Annotated in this window: 20 protein-coding genes; 5 read left to right on the top strand and 15 right to left on the bottom strand. The window is 69.2% G+C overall.

The window, feature by feature from the left end; genetic code table 11:
• Positions 1–150 precede the first annotated feature (150 nt).
• The 4 genes from KM176_RS00835 to edd all read right to left on the bottom strand — a co-directional run bounded on the left by KM176_RS00835 (position 151) and on the right by edd (position 5,803).
• Complete coding sequence (locus KM176_RS00835; RefSeq protein WP_160891756.1) at positions 151–432, bottom strand: hypothetical protein; 282 nt, start codon at positions 430–432, stop codon at positions 151–153.
• Positions 429–3,239, bottom strand: a complete 2,811-nt coding sequence (locus KM176_RS00830) for a [protein-PII] uridylyltransferase family protein (protein WP_160891754.1) — start codon at positions 3,237–3,239, stop codon at positions 429–431. Before KM176_RS00830 ends, KM176_RS00835 begins: the two co-directional genes overlap by 4 nt.
• Before the next feature lie 104 nt (positions 3,240–3,343).
• On the bottom strand, positions 3,344–3,988 hold the full coding sequence (eda, locus tag KM176_RS00825) for a bifunctional 4-hydroxy-2-oxoglutarate aldolase/2-dehydro-3-deoxy-phosphogluconate aldolase (protein WP_160891752.1): 645 nt from the start codon (positions 3,986–3,988) through the stop codon (positions 3,344–3,346).
• Between the two features lie 12 nt (positions 3,989–4,000).
• Positions 4,001–5,803 carry a phosphogluconate dehydratase gene (gene edd, locus KM176_RS00820; RefSeq protein WP_160891750.1) on the bottom strand — a complete coding sequence of 601 codons (1,803 nt, stop codon included), beginning with the start codon at positions 5,801–5,803 and terminating at the stop codon, positions 4,001–4,003.
• 224 nt (positions 5,804–6,027) lie between these two features.
• Between edd and KM176_RS00815 the strand changes: the two genes are divergently transcribed.
• The 3 genes from KM176_RS00815 (at position 6,028) to KM176_RS00805 (ending at position 8,551) form a co-directional block, all read left to right on the top strand.
• Entirely contained in the window at positions 6,028–6,696 is a 669-nt protein-coding gene (locus KM176_RS00815; protein WP_160891748.1) for a DUF6778 family protein, read from the top strand.
• 92 nt (positions 6,697–6,788) lie between these two features.
• Positions 6,789–7,997, top strand: coding sequence for an RSP_2647 family RNA methyltransferase (locus KM176_RS00810; RefSeq protein ID WP_160891746.1), 1,209 nt, complete (start codon positions 6,789–6,791; stop codon positions 7,995–7,997).
• Positions 7,994–8,551, top strand: coding sequence for an RSP_2648 family PIN domain-containing protein (locus tag KM176_RS00805; RefSeq protein WP_160891744.1), 558 nt, complete (start codon positions 7,994–7,996; stop codon positions 8,549–8,551). The genes KM176_RS00810 and KM176_RS00805 overlap by 4 nt, the downstream gene beginning before the upstream one ends.
• 93 nt (positions 8,552–8,644) lie before the next feature.
• On the opposite strand, the gene KM176_RS00800 is transcribed toward KM176_RS00805, so the two are convergent.
• The 8 genes from KM176_RS00800 to KM176_RS00765 all read right to left on the bottom strand — a co-directional run bounded on the left by KM176_RS00800 (position 8,645) and on the right by KM176_RS00765 (position 16,363).
• Positions 8,645–9,664, bottom strand: a complete 1,020-nt coding sequence (locus KM176_RS00800) for an LLM class flavin-dependent oxidoreductase (RefSeq protein WP_160891742.1) — start codon at positions 9,662–9,664, stop codon at positions 8,645–8,647.
• Positions 9,661–10,365: a M48 family metalloprotease gene (locus tag KM176_RS00795; protein WP_160891740.1), complete on the bottom strand. Its 705-nt coding sequence runs from the start codon at positions 10,363–10,365 to the stop codon at positions 9,661–9,663. The genes KM176_RS00800 and KM176_RS00795 overlap by 4 nt, the downstream gene beginning before the upstream one ends.
• 97 nt (positions 10,366–10,462) lie before the next feature.
• Positions 10,463–10,888: an OsmC family protein gene (locus KM176_RS00790; RefSeq protein ID WP_160891738.1), complete on the bottom strand. Its 426-nt coding sequence runs from the start codon at positions 10,886–10,888 to the stop codon at positions 10,463–10,465.
• Positions 10,889–11,021: 133 nt separating this feature from the next.
• The gene (locus KM176_RS00785; RefSeq protein ID WP_160891736.1) at positions 11,022–12,431 is read right to left on the bottom strand and encodes a DUF2252 domain-containing protein; all 1,410 of its coding nucleotides are present in this window, start codon (positions 12,429–12,431) and stop codon (positions 11,022–11,024) included.
• A 53-nt stretch (positions 12,432–12,484) separates the two neighbouring features.
• On the bottom strand, positions 12,485–13,669 hold the full coding sequence (locus KM176_RS00780; protein ID WP_160891734.1) for a vWA domain-containing protein: 1,185 nt from the start codon (positions 13,667–13,669) through the stop codon (positions 12,485–12,487).
• Between the two features lie 26 nt (positions 13,670–13,695).
• Complete coding sequence (locus tag KM176_RS00775) at positions 13,696–13,863, bottom strand: hypothetical protein (protein WP_202397705.1); 168 nt, start codon at positions 13,861–13,863, stop codon at positions 13,696–13,698.
• Positions 13,864–13,891: 28 nt separating this feature from the next.
• Positions 13,892–15,421 (bottom strand): DUF2927 domain-containing protein, encoded by a 1,530-nt coding sequence (locus tag KM176_RS00770; RefSeq protein WP_311136125.1) that lies wholly within the window; start codon positions 15,419–15,421, stop codon positions 13,892–13,894.
• 90 nt (positions 15,422–15,511) lie between these two features.
• A complete protein-coding gene (locus KM176_RS00765; RefSeq protein ID WP_160891732.1) occupies positions 15,512–16,363 on the bottom strand; it encodes an AAA family ATPase in 852 nt (283 codons plus the stop codon).
• A 470-nt stretch (positions 16,364–16,833) separates the two neighbouring features.
• Here KM176_RS00765 and dksA point away from each other — a divergent pair, with 470 nt between their 5' ends.
• Positions 16,834–17,256 carry an RNA polymerase-binding protein DksA gene (gene dksA, locus KM176_RS00760; protein ID WP_160891730.1) on the top strand — a complete coding sequence of 141 codons (423 nt, stop codon included), beginning with the start codon at positions 16,834–16,836 and terminating at the stop codon, positions 17,254–17,256.
• Positions 17,257–17,413: 157 nt separating this feature from the next.
• Positions 17,414–18,595 carry an FAD-dependent monooxygenase gene (locus KM176_RS00755; protein WP_160891728.1) on the top strand — a complete coding sequence of 394 codons (1,182 nt, stop codon included), beginning with the start codon at positions 17,414–17,416 and terminating at the stop codon, positions 18,593–18,595.
• Here the strand turns inward: KM176_RS00755 and xth are convergent, their stop codons facing one another.
• From xth to KM176_RS00740, 3 genes are all read right to left on the bottom strand, one after another.
• Complete coding sequence (xth, locus tag KM176_RS00750) at positions 18,596–19,405, bottom strand: exodeoxyribonuclease III (protein ID WP_160891726.1); 810 nt, start codon at positions 19,403–19,405, stop codon at positions 18,596–18,598. It lies immediately after the preceding gene.
• 309 nt (positions 19,406–19,714) lie between these two features.
• The gene (locus KM176_RS25120) at positions 19,715–19,894 is read right to left on the bottom strand and encodes an antitoxin VbhA family protein (RefSeq protein ID WP_160891724.1); all 180 of its coding nucleotides are present in this window, start codon (positions 19,892–19,894) and stop codon (positions 19,715–19,717) included.
• Positions 19,891–20,208, bottom strand: a complete 318-nt coding sequence (locus KM176_RS00740) for a HesB/IscA family protein (RefSeq protein WP_160891722.1) — start codon at positions 20,206–20,208, stop codon at positions 19,891–19,893. Before KM176_RS00740 ends, KM176_RS25120 begins: the two co-directional genes overlap by 4 nt.
• Positions 20,209–20,224: the final 16 nt, after the last annotated feature.

Below are 20,224 nucleotides of genomic sequence, written 5' to 3'. Positions count from 1 at the left end.
GGTTCACCTCCTTTGCCCGGACCACCCAGGGCAGGTTCCGGCTTCCTTATCGTCACAATGCTGCATACATCAATGCCCCTATGAGGGGAATTGGGGCCGTCCCGCCCAATATCCAGAAGTTGTGACACGGCTTTCGCGCCGGACTAAGCGTCAGCCCGGGGATTGGTCGGTTCGGCGGGCGCGCCAGCCGCCGCGGCGCCCCCGCGCTCCCGCCGGGTCCAGCCCCTGGCGCAGCAGCGCACTCATCGGGTGGCCGGGGGCGGCCTCTCCGTGGCGTTGCAGCAGCACCTTCAGGGCGGCCTCCTGCGGCTGGTCGGGGGGTAGACTCAGGGCCCAATCCATCAGGATCGAACGGCATTCGGCCTCGGTGATCGCCTCGATCCGGTAGGCTTCCCGGATCAGCGCCTTCGGATCCGCCCGGTCGCCCTTCACGGCGCCGCGTCCCCGGCGCTCTCTTCCGGCGCGGCCTCGCGCGCGAGGATGGTGTCGATGGCCTCTGCGGCGGCCCGGGTCGCGGCCTCCAGCCGCTCCGAAAGCGCCGCGATGCTTTCGGCGCCGGTGTCGCGCAGCAGCAGGGTGCGGCCGCCCTCGCCGATCCCGCCGGGATCGAGGGTGCGATCGCTCAGCAGCTTGCCGACCTGGCCCACCGACCACAGCAGCCGGTAGGTTTCGGTCAGGGTGTCGCGCTCTGCCGGTGTCATCCAGCCGCTTTCCTGCGCCAGGCGCAGCCCGTCGCCGACCCAGCCCTCCGGATTGCCGGCGACAAGGCCGCCGGACTGGGCCATCAGCTCGATCTCCTGGTTGCGCCCGGGGCCGACCTTGACGTCCCAGACCGAGGAGGGCCCGCGCGCGGCGGCGATTCGGGCGCGCATCTCGGCGACGTCGCGCAGCACCGGACCGGGGGCGCGGCCACGCTTCAGCAGCCCGTCGCGGAAGGCCATCACATCGGCGGCCAGATCCTCGGGGCCGGCAATCACCCGGGCGCGGGTCAGCGCCAGGTGTTCCCAGGTCCAGGCGTGGTTCTCCTGGTAGTCGCGGTAGGCGGGCAGGGAGGTCGCGACGGGCCCCTGGTTGCCGGAGGGGCGCAGCCGCATGTCGACCTCGTAAAGCCGCCCCTCGGCGGTCGGGGCGGAAAGCGCGGTCACCAGCGCCTGGGTCAGGCGGGCGTAATAGGTGCGCGCAGGCAGCGGGCGGGCCCCGTCGGAGGTTTCCTGATCGGCGGGATCGTAGATCACGATCAGATCGAGGTCCGAGCGCGCATTCAGCCGCCCCGCCCCGATGGAGCCCATCCCCATCACCACCGCGCCGCGTCCCGGCGGCAGCCCGTGGCGGGCGGCGAATTCGGCCTGCACCGTCGGCCAGAGCGCGCTGACCACGGCCTCGGCCAGCTCGGCATATTCGCGCCCCGCCTCCTGCGGCGGCACGAGGCCGCGCAGATGGTGCACGCCGATGCGGAAATGCCATTCCTTCTGCCAGCGCCGGGCGGCGTCGAGGCGGGCCTCGTAATCGTCCTCCTGGGCGATGACGCCGCGCAGCTCCTCGCGCAGGCTCTCCAGCCCCGGCCAGTCCGAGAAGAAGCGCCCGCCGATCACCGCATCGAAGACGCCGGAATTGCGGCTGAGATACAGCGCCAGATCCGGCGCGGTGCCCACGATGTCGCCCAGCAGGTCGATCAGGTGGGGATTGGCCTCGAACAGGGCGAAAAGCTGCACGCCGGCGGGCAGGCCGCGCAGGAAGCCGTCGAAGGCGCTCAGCGCCTCTTCGGGGCGGGCAGCGCGGGCCAGCGCGTCCAGAAGCTGCGGACGCAGGCGCGCGAAGATCTCGCGCGCGCGGCCCGAGGACAGCGCCGGATAGCTGCGCCAGCGCGCGACGATCTCCTCGTCGAACTCCAGATGCGGGGCAGGTTCGGCGCCGCCGTTCTCGGGGGCAAAGAAGGCCTCGGTCACGTCGTGGACCTCTTCGAGGCGGGCCTTGATGTCGGCGGCCAGCTCTGCCTCGTCCCGCCCCATCAGCGCCGCCAGCCGCCCCAGCCCCTCGGGACCGGCGGGCAGGGAATGGGTCTGGGCGTCGTTCAGCATCTGGATGCGGTGCTCGACCTCGCGGTGGGCGCGGTAGTGGCGCGACAGGATCTGGGCGGTCTCGGTCGGCACCCAGCCCTGTTCCGCCAGTCGCTTCAGCGCCGGAACCGTGGGGCGGATGCGCAGCGACGGGTCACGCCCCCCGGCGATCAGCTGGTGGAACTGGGCGAAGAACTCGATCTCTCGGATGCCGCCGCGCCCCAGCTTCATGTCGTGGCCGGGCAGCGACAGCGGGCCGAAGAAGCCCTTGTTCTCGCGGATGGCGAGGCGCACCGCATGGGCGTCCTGGATCGCCGCATAATCAAGGTGGCGCCGCCAGACGAAGGGGCGCAGGTCATCGAGGAATTCGGCCCCCGCCGCCAGATCGCCCACCGCGGCGCGGGCCTTGATGTAGGCGGCGCGTTCCCAGGTCCGCCCGAGGCTTTCGTAGTAGCGTTCCGCCGCCGCCATGCCGACGCAGACCGGGGTGACCGAAGGGTCGGGACGCAGCCGCAGGTCGGTGCGGAACACGTAGCCCTCTGCGGTGATGTCCGAGAGCGTCGCCGCCATCTTGCGGGTGGCGCGGATCAGCGCCGGGCGGGCCTCCTGCACGTCCTCGTAGCGGCGCTCGTCGTAAAGCGCGATCAGGTCGATGTCGGAGGAGTAGTTGAGCTCATGCGCGCCCATCTTGCCCATTGCAAGCAGGACCATGCCGCAGCAGGTCTCCAGGTCGTCCTCGCTCATGCCGGGCAGCTTCTTGCGGCGGATCTCGGCGGCAAGCGCCGCGCGCAGCGCCAGCCCCGCCGCCAGATCGCCGAAATCGGTCAGCGCGCCGGTCACCTTTTCCAGCGGCCAGGCGCCCGAGAGGTCGCAGAGCGCGATCATCAGGGCGAAGCGGCGCTTGGCGCGGCGCAGCTCGGTCGGGATCTGGTCGGGGGCGATGTCGCTCAGCCGCGCGGCCTCGGCGGCAAGGGCGGCCTGCGGCGTCTCCAGCGCGCCGGAGCTGCGCAGCCAGTCGGCCTCCCTGGCGATCAGCCCGGCGAGGTAGGGAGACGTGCCGCCGGTGCCCGCGATCAGCGCGGGCAGGTCGCCTTCAAGGCCGGGCAGCAGGGCAAGGACCTCGGCGCCCCGGTCGGGGTCGAAGGGGCGGGGCAGGCGGGAGATCTTCAGCGCGTCATCCATGGGGCGACCGTGCGGCGGGGCGGCGGATGCGTCAACGGGATTTCGCGGGCGGGATGCGAAAAGGGCGCCCTGCGGGGCGCCCTTTTGTGTGACCTGATAGGGGCTTACTTGCCGAGTTGCGACGCTTCGCGCGCCAGCTCCTCGATCCCTTTCCAGTCCTTCGCGTCGATCAGGGACTGCGGGCAGACCCAGGAACCGCCGACGCAGACGATGTTCTTCAGCGACAGGTAGTCCATGGCGTTCTTCGGGCTGACGCCGCCGGTCGGGCAGAAGGTGACGCCCGGGATCGGCGCGCCGATGGCCTTGATGGCGGCGGCGCCACCGGCGATCTCGGCGGGGAAGAACTTCTGCATGGTGTAGCCGCGTTCCAGCAGCTTCATCACTTCGGAGGCGGTGGCGGCACCGGGCAGCATCGGCAGATCGGCGGCCTCGGCGGCATCCAGCACCTTGTCGGTGGAGCCCGGAGAGACGCCGAACTTCGCGCCCGCCTCGACGACCTGGGTCACCATTTCCGGCGTCAGGATGGAGCCCGCGCCGACCACGCCGCCCTCGACCTGTGCCATCTCGCGGATCACGTCGAGGGCCGCGGGGGTGCGCAGGGTCACTTCCAGCGCCGGCAGGCCACCGGCAACCAGCGCCTCGGCCAGCGGGCGGGCGATGGCGGCATCATGCACCACCAGCACCGGGATCACGGGCGCGAGGTTGGCAATCTTCAGGGCCTCTTTCGAGGCGTATTCGGCGGTGATCATCACTCTCTCCGGTTAGACGACGTTGGAGGCGCCTTCGCGCGCGGGCGAGGCATTCTGGCGGAAGGTCTCGAACAGCTCGCGGCCGATGCCGAAGCTGTTGGCCGAGAGGTCGGGCGTGACCGGCGTGCGCGCGGCCAGATCGGCATCGGTGGTGATGGTCCCCGCCACCGCGTCGATCTTCACCACGTCGCCGTCCTGAAGCCGGGCGATCCAGCCGCCATCCGCCGCTTCGGGCGAGAGGTGGATCGCGGCGGGCACCTTGCCCGAGGCGCCCGACATGCGCCCATCGGTCAGCAGCGCGACCTTCAGGCCGCGATCCAGCAGCACCGACAGGGTGGGGGTCAGCGAATGCAGTTCCGGCATCCCGTTGGCCTTGGGCCCCTGGAAGCGCACCACGACGATGGTGTCGGAGGTGAACTCGCCCTTCTTGAAGGCGTCCTTGACGTCGTGCTGGTCGTGGAAGATGCGCACGGGCGCCTCGATCACGTGATGCTCGGGCTTGACGGCGGACACTTTCATGATCGCGTTGCCCAGCGGGCCGCTCAGGCTTTTCAGCCCGCCGGTCTTCTGGAACGGATCGGTGGCGGGGCGCACAATCTTGTCGTTCAGGCTTTCGCGGGCGCCGGCCTCGTAGACGACGCGGCCTTCCTTCAGCTTGGGTTCGTGGGTGTAGCGTTCCAGCCCGTCGCCGGCGACGGTCTTGGTGTCGGGGTGCAGGAGCCCTGCGTTCAGCAGCTGGTCGATCAGGTAGCCAAGGCCGCCTGCCGCGTGGAAGTGGTTCACGTCCGCCAGACCGTTCGGATAGACCTTCGCCAGCAGCGGCGTGACCGAGGAGATCGCGTCGAAATCCTCGGGGTCGAGGATGATGCCGGCGGCGCGCGCCATGGCGGGCATGTGCAGCACCAGGTTGGTCGAGCCGCCCGTGGCCATCAGGCCGATGATTCCGTTGACGAAGGCCTTTTCATCCAGGATCTCGGCGGCGGGGCGGTAGTCGTTGCCAAGGGCGGTGATTTCCAGCGCCCGTTCGGTGCCCGCGATGGTCAGCGCGTCGCGCAGCGGCGTGTTGGGGTTCACGAAGGAGGAGCCCGGCAGGTGCAGGCCCATGAACTCCATCAGCATCTGGTTGGTGTTGGCCGTGCCGTAGAAGGTGCAGGTGCCGGGGGAGTGGTAGGAGGCCATCTCGGCCTCCATCAGCTTGTCGCGGCCCACTTCGCCTGCGGCATATTGCTGGCGCACCTTGGCCTTCTGATCGTTCGGCAGGCCCGAGGGCATGGGACCGGCAGGCAGGAAGACCGCCGGGATATGGCCGAAGGTCGCTGCCGCCATCACCAGACCCGGAACGATCTTGTCGCAGACCCCCATGAAAAGCGCGGCATCGAAGCAGTTGTGCGACAGCGCGACACCGGCAGCCATGGCGATCACATCGCGCGAGAACAGCGAAAGCTCCATCCCCGGCTGGCCCTGGGTGACGCCGTCGCACATCGCCGGAACCCCGCCCGCGACCTGGGCGGTGGCGCCCTTCTTGCGGGCGGCCTCGCGGATCAGCTGCGGGTAGCGCTCATAGGGCTGGTGGGCCGAGAGCATGTCGTTGTAGGCGGTGACGATGCCCAGGTTGGGCGCCCGCCCCAGCGACAGCGCCTCCTGGTCGGCGGGCATGCCGGCATAGGCATGGGCCTGGTTGCCGCAGGTCAGGTGCGCCCGCACCGGCCCGGCAGAGGCGGCGGCACCGATCCGTGACAGGTAGGTCTCGCGGCGGTCGCGGGACTGCTCGATGATCTTGTCGGTCACATCGGAAATGGTCTGGTTCATGGACATGGTCGAGGCCTCCAATCTGGCTTCGGAGCTGGTCGCAGCATCAATCTCACTTTGCGCGGTTTAGCGCTAACACCGAGGTCTTACCAGCCCTTCGTTCCGGCCTGCCTGCGGGGACAGCTAGAAGGTAGGGCCGGGCCGGGTGGTGCTGCAACCTTAATCTCTTGCCAGAAGGACACGCTCAGGTTGTAACTGGGCGGGCAGGGCAAGCGCGGCGGAGGATGGCGATGGCACAGGGACGGATCCGGAGGGCATTGCTGCTCTGCCTGGCATTGGCCGGATGCGCCGGTCCGGACCCTGTCCCGGACCCGGGTTCCGGGGCCCGGTCCGAGGCCTGCCGCAGCGGGGCGGAGGCGCTCTCGCGCTATGATGTCCGGGGGGTGATCGTGCGGGTGCCGCGCGCGCTCTCGGTGGCCGAGGGCACCGGCTACTACCCGCTGGGCGACATCGTCTGGCACGGCGACCCGCCGGGGGATCGCCATGCCCAGGTGCAGCAGATCTTCCTGGAGGCGGCAGAGGAGGCCTTCGCGCGCTCGAACGGCGGGCGCCCGGTGGTGGCAACGCTGCAGGTCGCCTATTTCCATGCCCTGTCCGAGACGGCGCGGGCGTGGATCGGGGGCTGGCACAGCCTGCGGTTCGAAGTCACGCTGACGGATCCCGCGACCGGCGCGGTGGTGGTGCCGGCGCATCTGGTGAGCCTCCAGCTTCGCGGCTACGGCGGGGCAAGGGCCCGTGCCGCCGAGGCGCGGGGCGAGACGCAGCGCTACCGGATCACCCGGAAGCTGGTCGATGTCCTGGGGGTCGTGGTGCTGGGCCTGTGCCCGTTGCCACCGGTCCCGCCGGTCCCTCCGGCGGAGCTGCCGGAGCGGGTGGCGCCGATCCGGCCCCGGGGCTGAGGCCGCGATCCTGACGCCGTTGCGGGATCGCGGGCCGCTTTCGTGCAGTTCCCGGCTTCCCGGGGCGCGCGGAAGCCTGTAGAGGAAGCGCCATGAGCACCCCCGATCTTCCCGTCCTCCGCCTGAAACCCAAGACCGATGCCCGCCGGATCCGGCACGGGCACCCGTGGGTCTTTGCCAACGAAGCGGTCACCGACCGCCGCACCAAGGCCCTGCCGCCCGGCACCATCGCCGAGCTTCAGGACGAGGAGCGCACCCCCATCGCGCTGGTCGCGGTGAACCCCGAAAGCCGGATCATCGGCCGGGTGCTGGACGTGGCGGGCGCGGGCCTGCCCGATCAGGCCTGGTTCGCCAAGCGGCTGTCCCGGGCGCTGGCAATGCGCGAGCGCCTCTATGCGGCGCCCTTCTACCGGCTGGTCCATGCCGAGGCCGACGGCCTGCCGGGCGTGATCATCGACCGTTTCGGCGACACCTGCGTGATCCAGCCCAACGCCGCCTGGGCCGAGGCGCTGATCGAACCGCTGGCCGCCGCCCTGGCCGAGGTGACGGGGGTGGCCAACATCCTCAAGAACGCTTCGGGCCGCGCGCGCGGCCTGGAAGGTCTGGACGACCTGTCCTCGGTGCTGCTGGGCGCGGCCCCCGAGGCGCCGGTGCCGGTGCAGATGAACGGCGCGACCTACATGGCCGACCTGACCGGCGGCCAGAAGACCGGCCTGTTCTACGACCAGCGCCCGAACCATGCCTTCGCGGCGGGCCTGTCGCAAGGCGCGCGGGTGTTGGATGTCTTCAGCCATGTCGGCGGCTTCGGGCTGGCGGCGCTGGCGGGGGGCGCGGTCTCGGCCACGGCGGTCGATGGCTCGGCCCCGGCGCTGGACCTCGCGGCGCGCGGCGCGGCGGCGATGGGGGCGGCGGAACGCTTCACCACCCGCCAGGGCGATGCCTTCGCCGAGCTGGAGGCGCTGGCCGGTGAAGGCGCGCAGTTCGACGTGGTGATCTGCGACCCGCCGGCCTTTGCGCCCAGCAAGCAGGCGCTGGAGGCCGGTCTGCGCGCCTATGAGCGCATTGCCCGCCTGGCGGCGCCGCTGGTGGCCGAGGGCGGCTACCTCGGGCTTTGCTCCTGTTCCCATGCGGCGGATCTGGCGAAGTTCCGTCAGGCCTCGATCCGGGGGATCGGGCGCGGGCTGGCCGGGACGGGGCGGGCTTCGGCGCTGATCCACACGGGCTTTGCCGGCCCCGATCATCCGATGCATCCCCAGCTGGCCGAGAGCGGCTACCTGAAAGCGCTGTTCTTCCGGCTATGAGGGCGGTTCTGGACGCCTGCGTCCTTTATCCGACCGTGATGCGCGAAATGCTGATGGGCGCCGCCGAGGCCGGGCTTTACGAGCCGGTCTGGTCGGCGCGCATCCTTGAGGAATGGGCGCGGGCCGCGCGCAAGCTGGGCGAGGCCGGCGAGGCGCAGGCGCGCGCCGAGGTGGCGCTGCTGCGGGCCGCCTGGCCCCGCGCCGAGCGCGACGTGCCCGAGGGCGTGGCGCGCCGGCTCTGGCTGCCCGACGAGAACGACCTGCATGTGCTGGCGCTGGCGGTGGGCAGTTCCGCCGATGCCATCGTCACCGTGAATGCGAAGGATTTCCCCCGTCACCTGCTGGCCGAGGAAGGCGTGTCGCGCGCCGATCCCGACGGGCTGCTGGCAGGCTTTGCCGCCGGATCGCCCGAGGTCATGGGCACCGTGGGCACGCGGGTGCTGGGGCAGGCGCGGGCGCTCTCGGGGGCGGGGTCGGACTGGACGATCCGCTCGCTGATGCGCAAGGCGCGGCTGCCCAGGCTCGGCAAGGCGCTGGAGGCGCTTGGGGTCTGAGGCGGGGGGGAGCGGCCCCGGGAGGGGGACCGGCCCTTGCGGACCGGTGCCTCCGGCGGGGATATTTATGGCCAGATGAAAGAGCCTGGCGCGTTACTGAGCGGCGAGCGGGGTCGCGCTGCTTTCGGCGCCGAGTGATTGCAGGGCCTGGGCCGCGATGGTGAAGGAACGGATGCGGGCCTCGGGGTCGTGGATCTGGCCGCCGATCATCAGCTCGTCGGGTTCGAAGGCGTCGATCAGGGCCTGGACCTGGGCGGGGATGGTTTCGGGCGTGCCGGTGGCGGAGACCGAGAAGGCGCGGTTGACCTGCGCCAGGATGCCGGCGGGCACGTGATCCTCGATCCGCTCGACCGGATAGGGCAGCTTGCCCGGCTTGCCGGTGCGCAGCGCCACGAACTGCAGCTGCTGGGAGGATTTCAGGCGGATCGCCTCTGCTTCCGTGTCTGCCGCGAAGATGTTCATCGCCATCATGAAATGCGGCTTTTCGAGGAAGCGCGAGGCGCGGAAGTGGCGGCGGTAGACCTCGGCCGCCTGGCCGAGCGCGTCGGGGGCGAAATGGGAGGCGAAGGCATAGGGCAGGCCGGCCTGGGCCGCCAGCTGGGCACCATAGAGCGAGGAGCCGAGGATCCAGACCGGGACCTTCGTGCCCTCTCCGGGGATGGCGTGCAGGGTCTGGCCTTCGGTCGGGTCATCGAGCAGGGCGATCAGTTCGCCGACATCCTGGGGGAAGTTCTCGGAGGAGGTGTGGTTGCGGCGCAGCGCCCGCATGGTGCCCTGGTCGGTGCCGGGCGCGCGCCCGAGGCCAAGGTCGATGCGCCCGGGGTAGATCGCGGCCAGGGTGCCGAACTGCTCGGCGATGACCAGGGGCGAGTGGTTCGGCAGCATGATCCCGCCCGAGCCGATGCGGATGCGCGCGGTGGCGGCGGCCAGGTGGCCGATCATCACCGCGGTGGCCGAGGAAGCGATGCCGGGCATGTTGTGGTGTTCCGCCAGCCAGAGCCGGTGGTAGCCCAGGCGCTCGGCTGCCTGGGCGAGGCGCGCAGAGGCGGCGATGGACTGGCCGACATCGGAGCCTTCGGGCACCGGGGCGAGATCGAGGAGGGAGTATTTCATGGCATGTCCTTTTGGCCCGTCCCCTGCCAGCCGGTATCGAGGCGCGCGATGGCCGCGACCCGTTCGCTGGTGCGGGGATGGCTGAGCAGCCAGGCGGGGGTGCCGCGGCCCCCTCCGCCGGTGAGGGTTTCGAGTTTCTGCAGAAGGCGCATCTGCGGCGCGGTGCCGATGCCCGCCTTGGTGAGGAGCGCCGCCGCATAGGCGTCGGCCTCGTATTCGTCGCGCCGCGACAGCCTTGCCGCCAGCAGCGAGGTCAGGGCGTTCGCCAGATAGGCCCCGATGCCGGGCAAGAGCCGTCCCAGCACCATGGAGAGCCCCATGCGCAGCGCGTTCTGGCCCGAGAAGTCGATCATCCGGCGCCGGGAATGGCCAAGCGCCACATGCCCCAGCTCGTGCGCGATGACCGAGGTCAGCTCTTCGGCGGTGACGCGTCCGGCGTGGTAGGCGTCAAGGAAACCGCGGGTCAGGAAGATCCGCCCGTCCGGGGCCGCCAGCCCGTTGATCGCGGGAATGTCGTAGAGATGCACGGGGATATGCGGCAGGTCGAGCGCCTTCGCGAGGCGCGCGGTCAGCCGTTCCAGCCCCGGTTCCTCGAGCGGGCGCGAGCGCCGGTCAAGCTCGGCCTTCAGGCGCCAGGAGGAAAAGCGCCAGGCGATCAGGGCATAGGCAAGGGCCAGGAGGAGCGGCGTGAGCTTCAGCATGGCCCAGATATGGGCAGGCCCGCGCCCCGCGCCAAGCGGAAACCGGGCGCGGGGCCGTGCAGAGGTCGCGGGGGCGGCTGTGCACCCGCGCAGGGGCTTACAGAAGCGCCGCCTCCATGGTGATCTCGCAGGACAGCAGCTTGGAGATCGGGCAGCCCGCCTTGGCCGCCCCGGCGGCCTTGGCGAAGTCCTCGGCGGTGGCGCCGGGCACGCTGGCCTTCACGTCCAGGTGTACGCTCTGGATGGCAAAGCCGCCGTCCTCCTTGTCCATCATCACCGTGGCCGTCGTCTCGATGCTGTCGGGGGTGAAGCCGGCCTGGCCCAGGATCATCGACAGCGCCATGGAAAAGCAGCTGGCGTGGGCCGCGCCGATCAGCTCTTCGGGGTTGGTGCCGGGCTTGTCCTCGAACCGGGTCTGGAAGCCGTAGGGCTGGTCGTCCAGCGCCTTCGACTGGGTCGAGACCAGGCCCTTGCCCTCGGTCAGGGTGCCGGACCACTTGGCGGAACCGCGTTTCTTGATCATGTCGATCTCCTTCTCCTTGGAGCGTGTCCTTGGGTCTTTCGGGGCCATGCCGCAGCGGGCCTGCCCCCCGGGGTCAACGGGGCGGGCGGGGAACGGGTTCCGCCCGCCGGGCCATCCTGCCGGAATGCGCGGCCTAGCGATACCGTTTCCGCGTCATGTCGAAGGCCCCGAGGGCGAGGTCCTTTCGGAAGCAGGCATGGTCCCGGCGCAGCCGCGCCACCGCCTCCTCGGCAAAGCACAGCAGGTCGTCGACAAACAGCGCGCCGGGCTGCATCGCCTCAAGGATCGCCGGTTCGATGTCATAGTCCAGCAGGCCCGCGTCGTCCGAGCGCGCATGGGCCAGCGCCAGCGCCGTGCCGCAGGCATGGGCGTAGCGCTTCCAGCCCTTCTTCGAGAGATCGCCCAGATCCATGTCGTTGCGGAACGGGGCGCGTTCGCGCGACATGAAGCTTTCGCCCGCGATGGTGACCTCTCCGTAGAAGACATCGCCCCGGGCAAGGTGCACGGACTGGCCATGGGCGATGCGGTCGCCTTCCGTTCCGGCATCGAAGGCGCGCACCGGCACCAGCCCGTCCAGCGCCGAACGGCGGGCGCGCTTGAATTCGAGGATCAGGTCGTCGGAGGCGTCTTTCGCCGGGCCTTCCAGCAGCACGTAGTAGCGCGGCAGGCCGAGCGAGGCGGTGCCCTGGCCATGGCGCAGGGCGACGTCCTTGACCTTCAGCGCACCGGCCCGACCGCCCTTCTTCAGCCCGTTGGCCCGGGCCAGCTGGTCGACCAGCTTCTGGAACTCCGCGCGGTGACGCGACAGCGGCGTCAGTTCCTCATTGGCGCGGAAGCCGCGCCCGGTCTCGTCGAGGTAGCGTTTCGAAAGCCATTTCCGACGGCTCTTGCGGCTGTCCTCGAAAAGGTCGCGCAGGATCTTCGGGGCGTTGTCCGCGCGGATCTCGGTGCGCCCTTCGGTGCCGTGGCGGGCGAAATGGGCGATGCCGTCCCGGTAGCCCTTCAGGAAGGCCTTCGCCACCTTGCGGCGCGTCTTCGGCTTCAGCCCGCCGTCCTCCTCTGCGGCCAGAAGAAAGCCCACGGTGCCGCGCTTGAGGTCCCAGGTGAAGGGCGCATAGATCACGTCGTCAAAGTCGTTCACGCCGAAGATCGGCACGTTGTCGGCATTGGGCATGATGCCGAAATTCGCCGGATGCACGTCGCCCAGCCCCAGAACGGTGGGCATGTCGGCATCCTCTCCGGCCATGTCGCGGTGAAACAGCAGGGAAGTGCCGCGAAAGAAGGAAAACAGGCTGGCGTCGAGCTTGGCGAACTTCTCGGTCGCGCCTTCGGCCTTCTTGTCGATGCGCAGCGCGTGGTCCTCGATGATCGTGTCACGAACATGCAGGCGGCGGGCCTGGCCGGTCAGCTGGCCGGGACGGTGCTGGGCGACTTCGGCGGCGTGGCGCTGCGCGAGGCGGGCAAAGGCGTCGAACCGGTCGGGGCGACGGATTTCGGCCCCGGGGGGGCGCATCTTGGGGTCGGGGATCGTGTCCTTGGGCATGGCGGTCTCCTTTCCTTGGGAAGGGGAACGCCGGACGGGCAGGGCCCGTTCCCTCAGCGCACCAGGTCGCGCATCCCGCGGTCCAGCCCGTCGAGGGTCATCGGCACCATCGCCTCTTCGAAGATCTGGCGGATCAGGCCGATCGACTGGGTATACTGCCAGTAGCGCTCGGGCACCGGGTTGATCCACAGATGCGAGGGCCACTGCGCCCGCGCGCGGTTCAGCCAGACATGGCCCGCCTCGGGGTTCCAGTGCTCGTTCGCGCCGCCGGGCTGGGTGATCTCGTAGGGGGACATGGAGGCATCGCCCACGAAGATGCACTTGTAGTCGGGACCGTAGCGATGAAGGATCTCCCGGGTCGGGATCACCTCGTCCCAGCGGCGGGCATTGTCCTTCCAGACCGCCTCGTAGAGGCAGTTGTGGAAGTAGAAATGCTCAAGGTGCTTGAACTCGCCCCGCGCGGCGGAAAACAGTTCCTCCACCACCTTCACGTGGTCGTCCATCGAACCACCCACGTCGAGGAACAGCAGCACCTTCACCGCGTTGCGCCGTTCTGGCCGGGTCTGGACATCCAGCCAGCCGTGCTCGGCCGTGGAACGGATCGTGCCGTCCAGGTCCAGCTCGTCCGCCGCGCCCTCGCGCACCCAGCGGCGCAGCCGTTTCAGCGCCACCTTGATGTTGCGGGTGCCCAGCTCCACCCCGTCGTCGAGGTTGCGGAACTCGCGCCGGTCCCAGACCTTGACGGCACGGCGATGGCGGGAACGGTCCTGGCCGATGCGCACGCCCTCGGGGTTGTAGCCCTCGGCCCCGAAGGGAGAGGTGCCCCCGGTGCCCACCCACTTGTTGCCGCCCTGGTGGCGGCCCTTCTGCTCGGCTAGGCGGTCGCGCAGGGTTTCCATCAGCTTCTCGAAACCGCCAAGCGCCTCGATCTGGGCCTTTTCCTCTTCGCTCAGGTGGCGTTCGGTCATGGAACGCAGCCAGTCGGCGGGGATCTCGACCGCGTTCATCACCGCTTCGGGGGGGATCGCGTCGAGGCCCTCGAAACTGGCGGCGAAGGCCTGGTCGAAACGGTCGATCAACCGCTCGTCCTTCACCAGCGTGGCGCGGGCCAGGTAGTAGAACCCCTCCGGGTCATAGGTCACCAGCCCCGCCTTCAGCGCCTCCAGAAAGGTCAGGAATTCGCGGATCGACACCTTAACGCCGTGCCGGCGGAGGTTCTCGAAGAAGGGCAGGAACATCGGGATCCCTCGTGTCGCGCGGCCCCTCAGCCGAGGGCGCGGGTCAGCAGGATGGAGAGGAACAGCCCCACCAGTGCAAAGAGCATCGCATGGACGATGGCATATTGCCAGATGTCGCGCCGGTCGCCGCCGCGCCTGCGGGCGCGCAGCCCGCCGAAAAGCGCGCCGATGATCAGACCTGCCAGTGCCAGCATGGCGGTTCTCCCTTGCGGTTCAATGGTCTCAGCCCGGGGCCGGGCCGGTGGGAAGGGCCGCCGGAACGGCCTGCGCGGTGGTGACGGTGTCGGGTGCGAGGGCGGCGGCGCTGTCCTCCAGGCCCTGACCCATCCCCTCGACCTGGGTCAGCTGCGCCTGCACCGCCTCGGCGCTGCCGAACCCGTACAGCCCCCAGCCCAGGCTCTTGCGGATCAGCGCCTTGCCGGCATCGGTGCGGCCCAGCAGGATCTCGGCCCGGCCCTGAAGCATCAGCACCGAGGACAGCAGGGCGGCGTTCTGGTAGCGCAGCGCCACCGCGTCGCGGCCCTTCAGCAGCGCCAGCGCCGCCTCCGGATCGCCCGAGGCCAGTGCGAAGACAGCCAGTTGCGTCGCGGTCGTGGCCTCGTGCAGGCGGGTGTCGGGCAGGCTGGCATAAAGCCTGTGGGCGCGGCTCAGGTCGCGCAGCGCGCCCTCGGGGTCGCGGTCCTGTTCCAGCCGGGCGCGGGTGAAATAGGCGAAGGCCATTCGGGTGTCCTGCCAGCCGGCGGCCTCGGCGATCTCGACCGCACGCTGGGCGGCGCGGCGGCGCCCGCTGCTGCTGCTGCCCTCGGCCAGCGCCTCCGAGATCGCCGCGCGCCATTCCGGCGGGCTGGCGGGGGTGTTGCGGGCCGGCAGCCGGTCGCCCTCGGGGTTGAGGCGCGACAGGATCGCGGGCAGGGCGGCGCCGACCTCGTCCCGGGTCATGCCGCTGTGCAATTCGGGGGCGTATGTGACCCGCAGCACCAGCATGTCGAAGCCGGTCAGGATCGAATGGATATTGTCGTCGTTGAAGGTGCTGTCGGGCAGCCGGTAAAGATCGTCGAGTGGCCCGAGCGACTGGGCCAGCTCCTCGTTCAGGCAGTCGCGCAGTTCCTGCGGGGGCTGGTTGGCGGGCACGATGATGGCCAGGTTGCGGCGCTCGTCCAGGCTGGCCCAGTCGGTCAGGCCCTGGCGCTGCGCGGCGCGGTACTGCGAGAGGTCGGCGATGCCGGGCACGACGAAGCAGGCGGCGCCCGGCAGCTGGCGGCGGATCTCGGCCTCGGGGACGGTCTGGATGACGATATTGCCGATCTGTCCGTCGGGCTGCAGGGCGATGTCCAGCCCGGCCTCCCGGCGCAGCCGGTCGATCACCTGCGCCAGGTCATGGCGCAGCGTCGGCGGTTCGGGCCCCTTGAGGGAGATCCGGATCGGCCCTTCGAAGCGGGTGAAGCGGGGCAGGGTGCGTCCCGATTCCAGCTGCATCGTCAGGTCCAGCACATCCCGCGCCAGGTCGATGTTGGAGATCTTCGGGGCCACCGGGCTGACGGCGCCGAACAGCTGCATCGGCGGCAGGGCCAGGTGGTCGGGGTCGGGGGCGACGGGGCGCAGGGCGGTGGCGGGCGGCAGCAGGGGCACCGGAGCCGGTGCCCGGGCACAGCCCGCCAGCAGCAGCCCGGCCAGCAGAAACGCCCGGCCAAAAGGCCGCCGGGCCGCGGCGCGGAGCGGGAAATCCCTGTTGCCACATGGGGTTGCCTTCACGGGCCTGCCTCCTCGGAACCGCGGTCTCGGGCCGCCTTGGATCTTGTGACAGGAGTATCGGCCCGACGGCGGCGGGCCAAGCCCCTTCGTTCAGCGTCCGCGCGGATTGCGTGCCATGAAGGCCAGCCGTTCGAACAGGTGCACGTCCTGTTCGTTCTTCAGCAGCGCCCCGTGCAGCTTTGGCAGCGCGTTGGCGCCGTCGCGCTTCAGGTCCTCGGGGCTCAGGTCCTCGGCCAGCAGCAGCTTCAGCCAGTCCAGCACTTCCGAGGTGGAGGGCTTCTTCTTCAGCCCGGGGGTTTCGCGCAGCTCGTAGAACTGGGTCAGCGCAGCGCTCAGCAGCTCGGCTTTGATGCCGGGGTGATGGGCCGCGACGATGGCGCGCATCGTGTCGATGTCGGGAAAGCGGATGTAGTGGAAGAAGCAGCGGCGCAGGAAGGCGTCGGGCAGCTCCTTCTCGTTGTTGGAGGTGATGATGACGATCGGGCGCTGGCGGGCGCGCACCATCTCTCCGGTCTCGTAGACGTGGAATTCCATACGGTCGAGCTCTTGAAGGAGGTCGTTGGGGAATTCGATGTCGGCCTTGTCGATCTCGTCGATCAGCAGGACGACGCGGCCCTCGGCCTCGAAGGCCTGCCAAAGCTTGCCCTTGCGGATGTAATTGGCGACATCGTGCACGCCTTCCTCGCCCAGCTGGCTGTCGCGCAGCCGCGATACGGCATCGTATTCATAAAGTCCCTGCTGGGCGCGGGTGGTCGACTTGATGGTCCATTCGATCATCGGCAGGTCCAGTGCCTGGGCCACCTGGCGCGCCAGCTCGGTCTTGCCGGTGCCGGGTTCGCCCTTCACCAGGAGGGGGCGCTCCAGGGTGATCGCGGCATTGACCGCTACCGAGAGGTCCTCGGTCGCGATGTAGCTCTGGGTGCCTTCGAAACTGAGGGTCATGGAGTTCTCCGCTGGGGGCGGGACCCGCGCGGGGCCGGTCGCCGGGGACCCCTTGGGGGTAAGTGGCGGCCGCCGGCTTGTCCAGCCCCCTCTCCGTCGCGGGGCGATCCGGCATTAAGCCTCGTTTTTCAGCAGTTTGATTAACAGGACAGTCACCAAATTCATGAAACGTTTAATGACTCCAGTCGCTCTTCCTTCGGTTGTGGTGGGTAGTCCGGATAGCGGTCTGGGGACATTCCGGCCCTTGAAACATTAGGTTTCCGGTGGTGGCCGTCACATCTGCGGGAGAGTGCCCCGTGGTTGAGCATCTGCCCAGCCAGAAGGCAATTCCACATGGCGGAGGCGGTTATTGTGTAGTGACATCGTAAGGGGAACCCGTTAATTCCCACCCTCAGGGGACCCTGCCGCCCGGCAAGGCAAGTGCATGTAGCATGAGCATCCCGGGCCAAGGACTAGTTTGGGAGCCTGTGATGAAAGCAGAAACTTTCCTTGAAGACGATTACCGCCCTGCCGAGGATGAGCCGTTCATGAACGACCGGCAGCTCGAGTACTTCCGCCGCAAGCTTCTCACCTGGAAAGAGGAGATTCTGGAGGACTCGCGCGACACGATCGAGGGCATGAAGGATTCCACCCGCAACATTCCCGACATTGCCGACAGGGCCAGCGAGGAGACCGACCGTGCCCTGGAACTGCGCACCCGGGACCGTCAGCGCAAGCTTGTCGCCAAGATCGATGCCGCACTGCGCCGCATCGACGAGGGGGAATATGGCTATTGTGAAGTGACCGGAGAGCCGATCAGCCTGAAACGGCTGGATGCCCGTCCGATCGCGACCATGAGCCTGGAAGCCCAGGAACGTCACGAACGCCGCGAACGCGTGCACCGGGACGACTGACAGGCCCCTTGGGAGGGAGATCAAACTTTGGCGCGCCGGGGCTTTGCTCCGGCGTTCCTGCTTGCAAAGCGGGCACTTGCAGGTCCATATCTGCGCCACCCGGTTTCGGAGCGGTCGGGGGACCGTGCCGGCGTACCGGGGCGGTCAGGAGTGCCCCTTGGATCTGGAAACATCGAAAATCACCGTCATCGGTGCCGGAATCGGTGGCCTTGCCGCGGCACGTGCCCTGGCGCTGCGCGGCGCCGATGTCACGGTACTGGAACAGGCCGAGGCGATCCGCGAGGTCGGGGCGGGGCTTCAGATCAGCCCGAACGGCGCGGCGGTGCTGCGCGGGCTGGGGCTGGATCCCGCGGCCATCGGCCAGCGCGCCGAGGCGGTCTGCCTGAAGGATCATGCCGGCCAGGGGGTGCTGCGCATGGACCTGGGGCGGCTGGGGCCCGATCAGGGCTATTTCTTCTGTCACCGGGCCGATCTGGTCGATGCCCTGGCGGGGGCGGCACGGTCCGCCGGCGTCAAGATCCGCCTGCTGCAACGGGTGGACGAGGTCCAGACCGGCGCCGAACCGGTGATCCGGATCTGCAATTCCTCGGTCATGCGGCCCGATCTGGTGATCGGCGCCGACGGCCTGCATTCGCGGCTGCGCGCCGCCATCCTGGGCGAGGCGAAGCCGCAGTTCACCGGCCAGGTCGCCTGGCGCGCGGTGCTGCCGGCGGCCCCCGGTGAACGCATTCCCGCCGAGGCGCGCATCTACATGGGGCCCGGTCGCCACCTGGTGACCTACCCGCTGCGCGGCGGGCGGATGCGCAACATCGTCGCGGTGGAAGAGCGCCGCGCCTGGGCCCCCGATTCCTGGTCGCACGAGGATCGTCCCGAAACCCTGCGCGCGGCTTTCGCGGGCTTCTGCCCCGAGGTGCGCGGCCTGCTGGAGCGGGTCGGGACGGTGCACCTTTGGGGATTGCACCGCCACCCGGTGGCGCCGCAATGGGTGCAGGGCCACAGCGCGCTGCTGGGCGATGCGGCCCATCCCACGCTGCCTTTCATGGCGCAGGGTGCCAATCTTGCGTTGGAGGATGCCTGGGTGCTGGCCGCCGAACTGGCTGCGGGCGCAGAGCTGGGCCAGGCGCTGGCGCGCTACCAGGAACGGCGGCGTCCGCGGGTGCAGCGCGCCATCTCGGCCGCCAACCGCAATGCCTGGAAATACCACCTGCGCTTCCCGCCGCTGCGGCTGGCCGCCCATACCCTGCTGCGGGTCGGCGACCGGCTGGCCGCCGATCGCATCCTGCACCAGTTCGACTGGCTCTATGCCGAGGATGTCACCGGCGGCGAAAGGCTCGCCTGATCAGAGGTCGATCTCGGCCCAGAGCGGCACGTGATCCGAGGGTTTCTCGCGGCCGCGAATGCCGGCGTCGATGCCGCAATCGGTAACCAGATCCGCGCATTGCGGGGTCATCAGCATGTGGTCGATGCGGATGCCGTCGTTCTTCTGCCAGGCGCCGGCCTGATAATCCCAGAAGGTATAGTGACCGGGCGCGGCAAAGCGGGTGCGGAAGATTTCCGTGTAGCCAAGGTTCAGGATCCGGCGATAGGCGGCGCGGCTTTCGGGACGGAACAGCGCATCCTCGCGCCATTTCTTCGGGTTCGCCGCGTCCTCTTCCTGGGGGATGATGTTGTAGTCGCCCAGGAAGACCGCCGGTTCCTCCTCGGCCATCAGTTCCTCGGCGCGCGCCTTAAGGCGTTCCATCCAGGCCAGCTTGTAGGCGTACTTGCCGCCCTCGACCGGGCGGCCCGCCTCATCCAGCTCCACCGGGTTGCCGTTCGGCAGGTAGAGGCCGCAGATGCGCAGCGCGTTCTTCGCGCCGATCACCGTCGCCTCGATGTAGCGCGCCTGTTCGTCGCTTTCGTCCCCGGGCAGCCCGCGCGAGATGTCCTCCAGCGGCAGTTTCGACAGGATCGCCACGCCGTTGAAGCTTTTTTGCCCGTGGGTCTCCACCTGGTAACCCTTCTCCTCGAAAAGCTCGCGCGGGAAGGCCTCGTCGACCGACTTGATTTCCTGCAGGACGGCGACATCGGGCTGGGCTTCATCCAGCCAGTCCGAGAGCGCATTCACCCGGGCCTTGATACCGTTGATGTTGAAGGTCGCGATCTTCATGCGGGGGCCCCTTGCGCTGCTGCTGCCGTCAGGGCCCCATTCACACCGGGGCAGGGGGTGGGCGCAAGGGCTTCCTTGGCGACCCGCTGCGACGCGGGCGGAGGAAACGGGACGCAACTCGTCAAAACTCGGGACCTGCGAAACACACCACTGGTGACCACCGCCCCGTTTCCGTATGGAACAACGCAGGGAATGCGCCGGAGTTTCACCGCGATGCGAAAATAGTGCGGGGCGGTTCGGCAAGGGCGATCTTGTTGAAACCGCCCCGCAGGACCCCCGGTAATGGCCCGGCCATCCCTTCGCTCGGGCCTAGCGGCTGGGATAGCGGGCCTGGAGGTCGGCCAGCACCGCAGCCAGGGGCAGATCCCCGGCGACATAGGCATTCAGCGCGGCAATCGTTTCCTGATCTGGAACAATGCCCGCCAGCCGCTGATGCGCCAGCGCCTCGTCCACGAGGCGCTGGCGATGAAGGCGGTCGGACTCGCTCACATCGAGAAGGAGGTGCCGCAGCCGCAGGACGACGTGGCGTTGGGGTTCTCGATGACGAAGCGGGCGCCGATCAGCTCTTCGGTGAAGTCGATGGTGGCGCCGGCCAGGAAGGGCAGGGACACGCTGTCCACGACGACCTTCTGGCCCTGGCCTTCAAGGACCAGGTCGTCCTCGGACACGTCGTCAAGGCGGATGTCGTACTGGAACCCCGAGCAGCCGCCGCCCTCGACGGCGACGCGCAGGGCCTTTTCGCCTGCGTCAATCTCGGCAAGGCGGGCGAAGGCGCGGTCGGTTACGATGGGGGGCAGGTTCATGAATTTCTCCTGACAT

The sequence above is a fragment of the Pseudooceanicola endophyticus genome (genome assembly GCF_018760365.1).
In the GTDB taxonomy this organism is placed as follows: Bacteria; Pseudomonadota; Alphaproteobacteria; order Rhodobacterales; family Rhodobacteraceae; genus Pseudooceanicola; species Pseudooceanicola endophyticus.
Note: the sequence above shows the minus strand (reverse complement) of the source record. Positions and strands in the feature narration are given on the sequence as shown.

Coding starts and splice junctions, on each gene's coding strand:
- KM176_RS00815 (WP_160891748.1), top strand. CDS start 6,028: ATGGCACAGGGACGGATCCGGAGGGCATTGCTGCTCTGCCTGGCATTG.
- KM176_RS00790 (WP_160891738.1), bottom strand. CDS start 10,888: ATGATCAAGAAACGCGGTTCCGCCAAGTGGTCCGGCACCCTGACCGAG.
- eda (WP_160891752.1), bottom strand. CDS start 3,988: ATGATCACCGCCGAATACGCCTCGAAAGAGGCCCTGAAGATTGCCAAC.
- KM176_RS00830 (WP_160891754.1), bottom strand. CDS start 3,239: ATGGATGACGCGCTGAAGATCTCCCGCCTGCCCCGCCCCTTCGACCCC.
- KM176_RS00765 (WP_160891732.1), bottom strand. CDS start 16,363: ATGACCCTCAGTTTCGAAGGCACCCAGAGCTACATCGCGACCGAGGAC.
- KM176_RS00780 (WP_160891734.1), bottom strand. CDS start 13,669: ATGTTCCTGCCCTTCTTCGAGAACCTCCGCCGGCACGGCGTTAAGGTG.
- edd (WP_160891750.1), bottom strand. CDS start 5,803: ATGTCCATGAACCAGACCATTTCCGATGTGACCGACAAGATCATCGAG.
- KM176_RS00740 (WP_160891722.1), bottom strand. CDS start 20,208: ATGAACCTGCCCCCCATCGTAACCGACCGCGCCTTCGCCCGCCTTGCC.
- KM176_RS00795 (WP_160891740.1), bottom strand. CDS start 10,365: ATGCTGAAGCTCACGCCGCTCCTCCTGGCCCTTGCCTATGCCCTGATC.
- KM176_RS00800 (WP_160891742.1), bottom strand. CDS start 9,664: ATGAAATACTCCCTCCTCGATCTCGCCCCGGTGCCCGAAGGCTCCGAT.
- KM176_RS00785 (WP_160891736.1), bottom strand. CDS start 12,431: ATGCCCAAGGACACGATCCCCGACCCCAAGATGCGCCCCCCCGGGGCC.
- KM176_RS00805 (WP_160891744.1), top strand. CDS start 7,994: ATGAGGGCGGTTCTGGACGCCTGCGTCCTTTATCCGACCGTGATGCGC.
- KM176_RS00775 (WP_202397705.1), bottom strand. CDS start 13,863: ATGCTGGCACTGGCAGGTCTGATCATCGGCGCGCTTTTCGGCGGGCTG.
- dksA (WP_160891730.1), top strand. CDS start 16,834: ATGAAAGCAGAAACTTTCCTTGAAGACGATTACCGCCCTGCCGAGGAT.
- KM176_RS00810 (WP_160891746.1), top strand. CDS start 6,789: ATGAGCACCCCCGATCTTCCCGTCCTCCGCCTGAAACCCAAGACCGAT.
- xth (WP_160891726.1), bottom strand. CDS start 19,405: ATGAAGATCGCGACCTTCAACATCAACGGTATCAAGGCCCGGGTGAAT.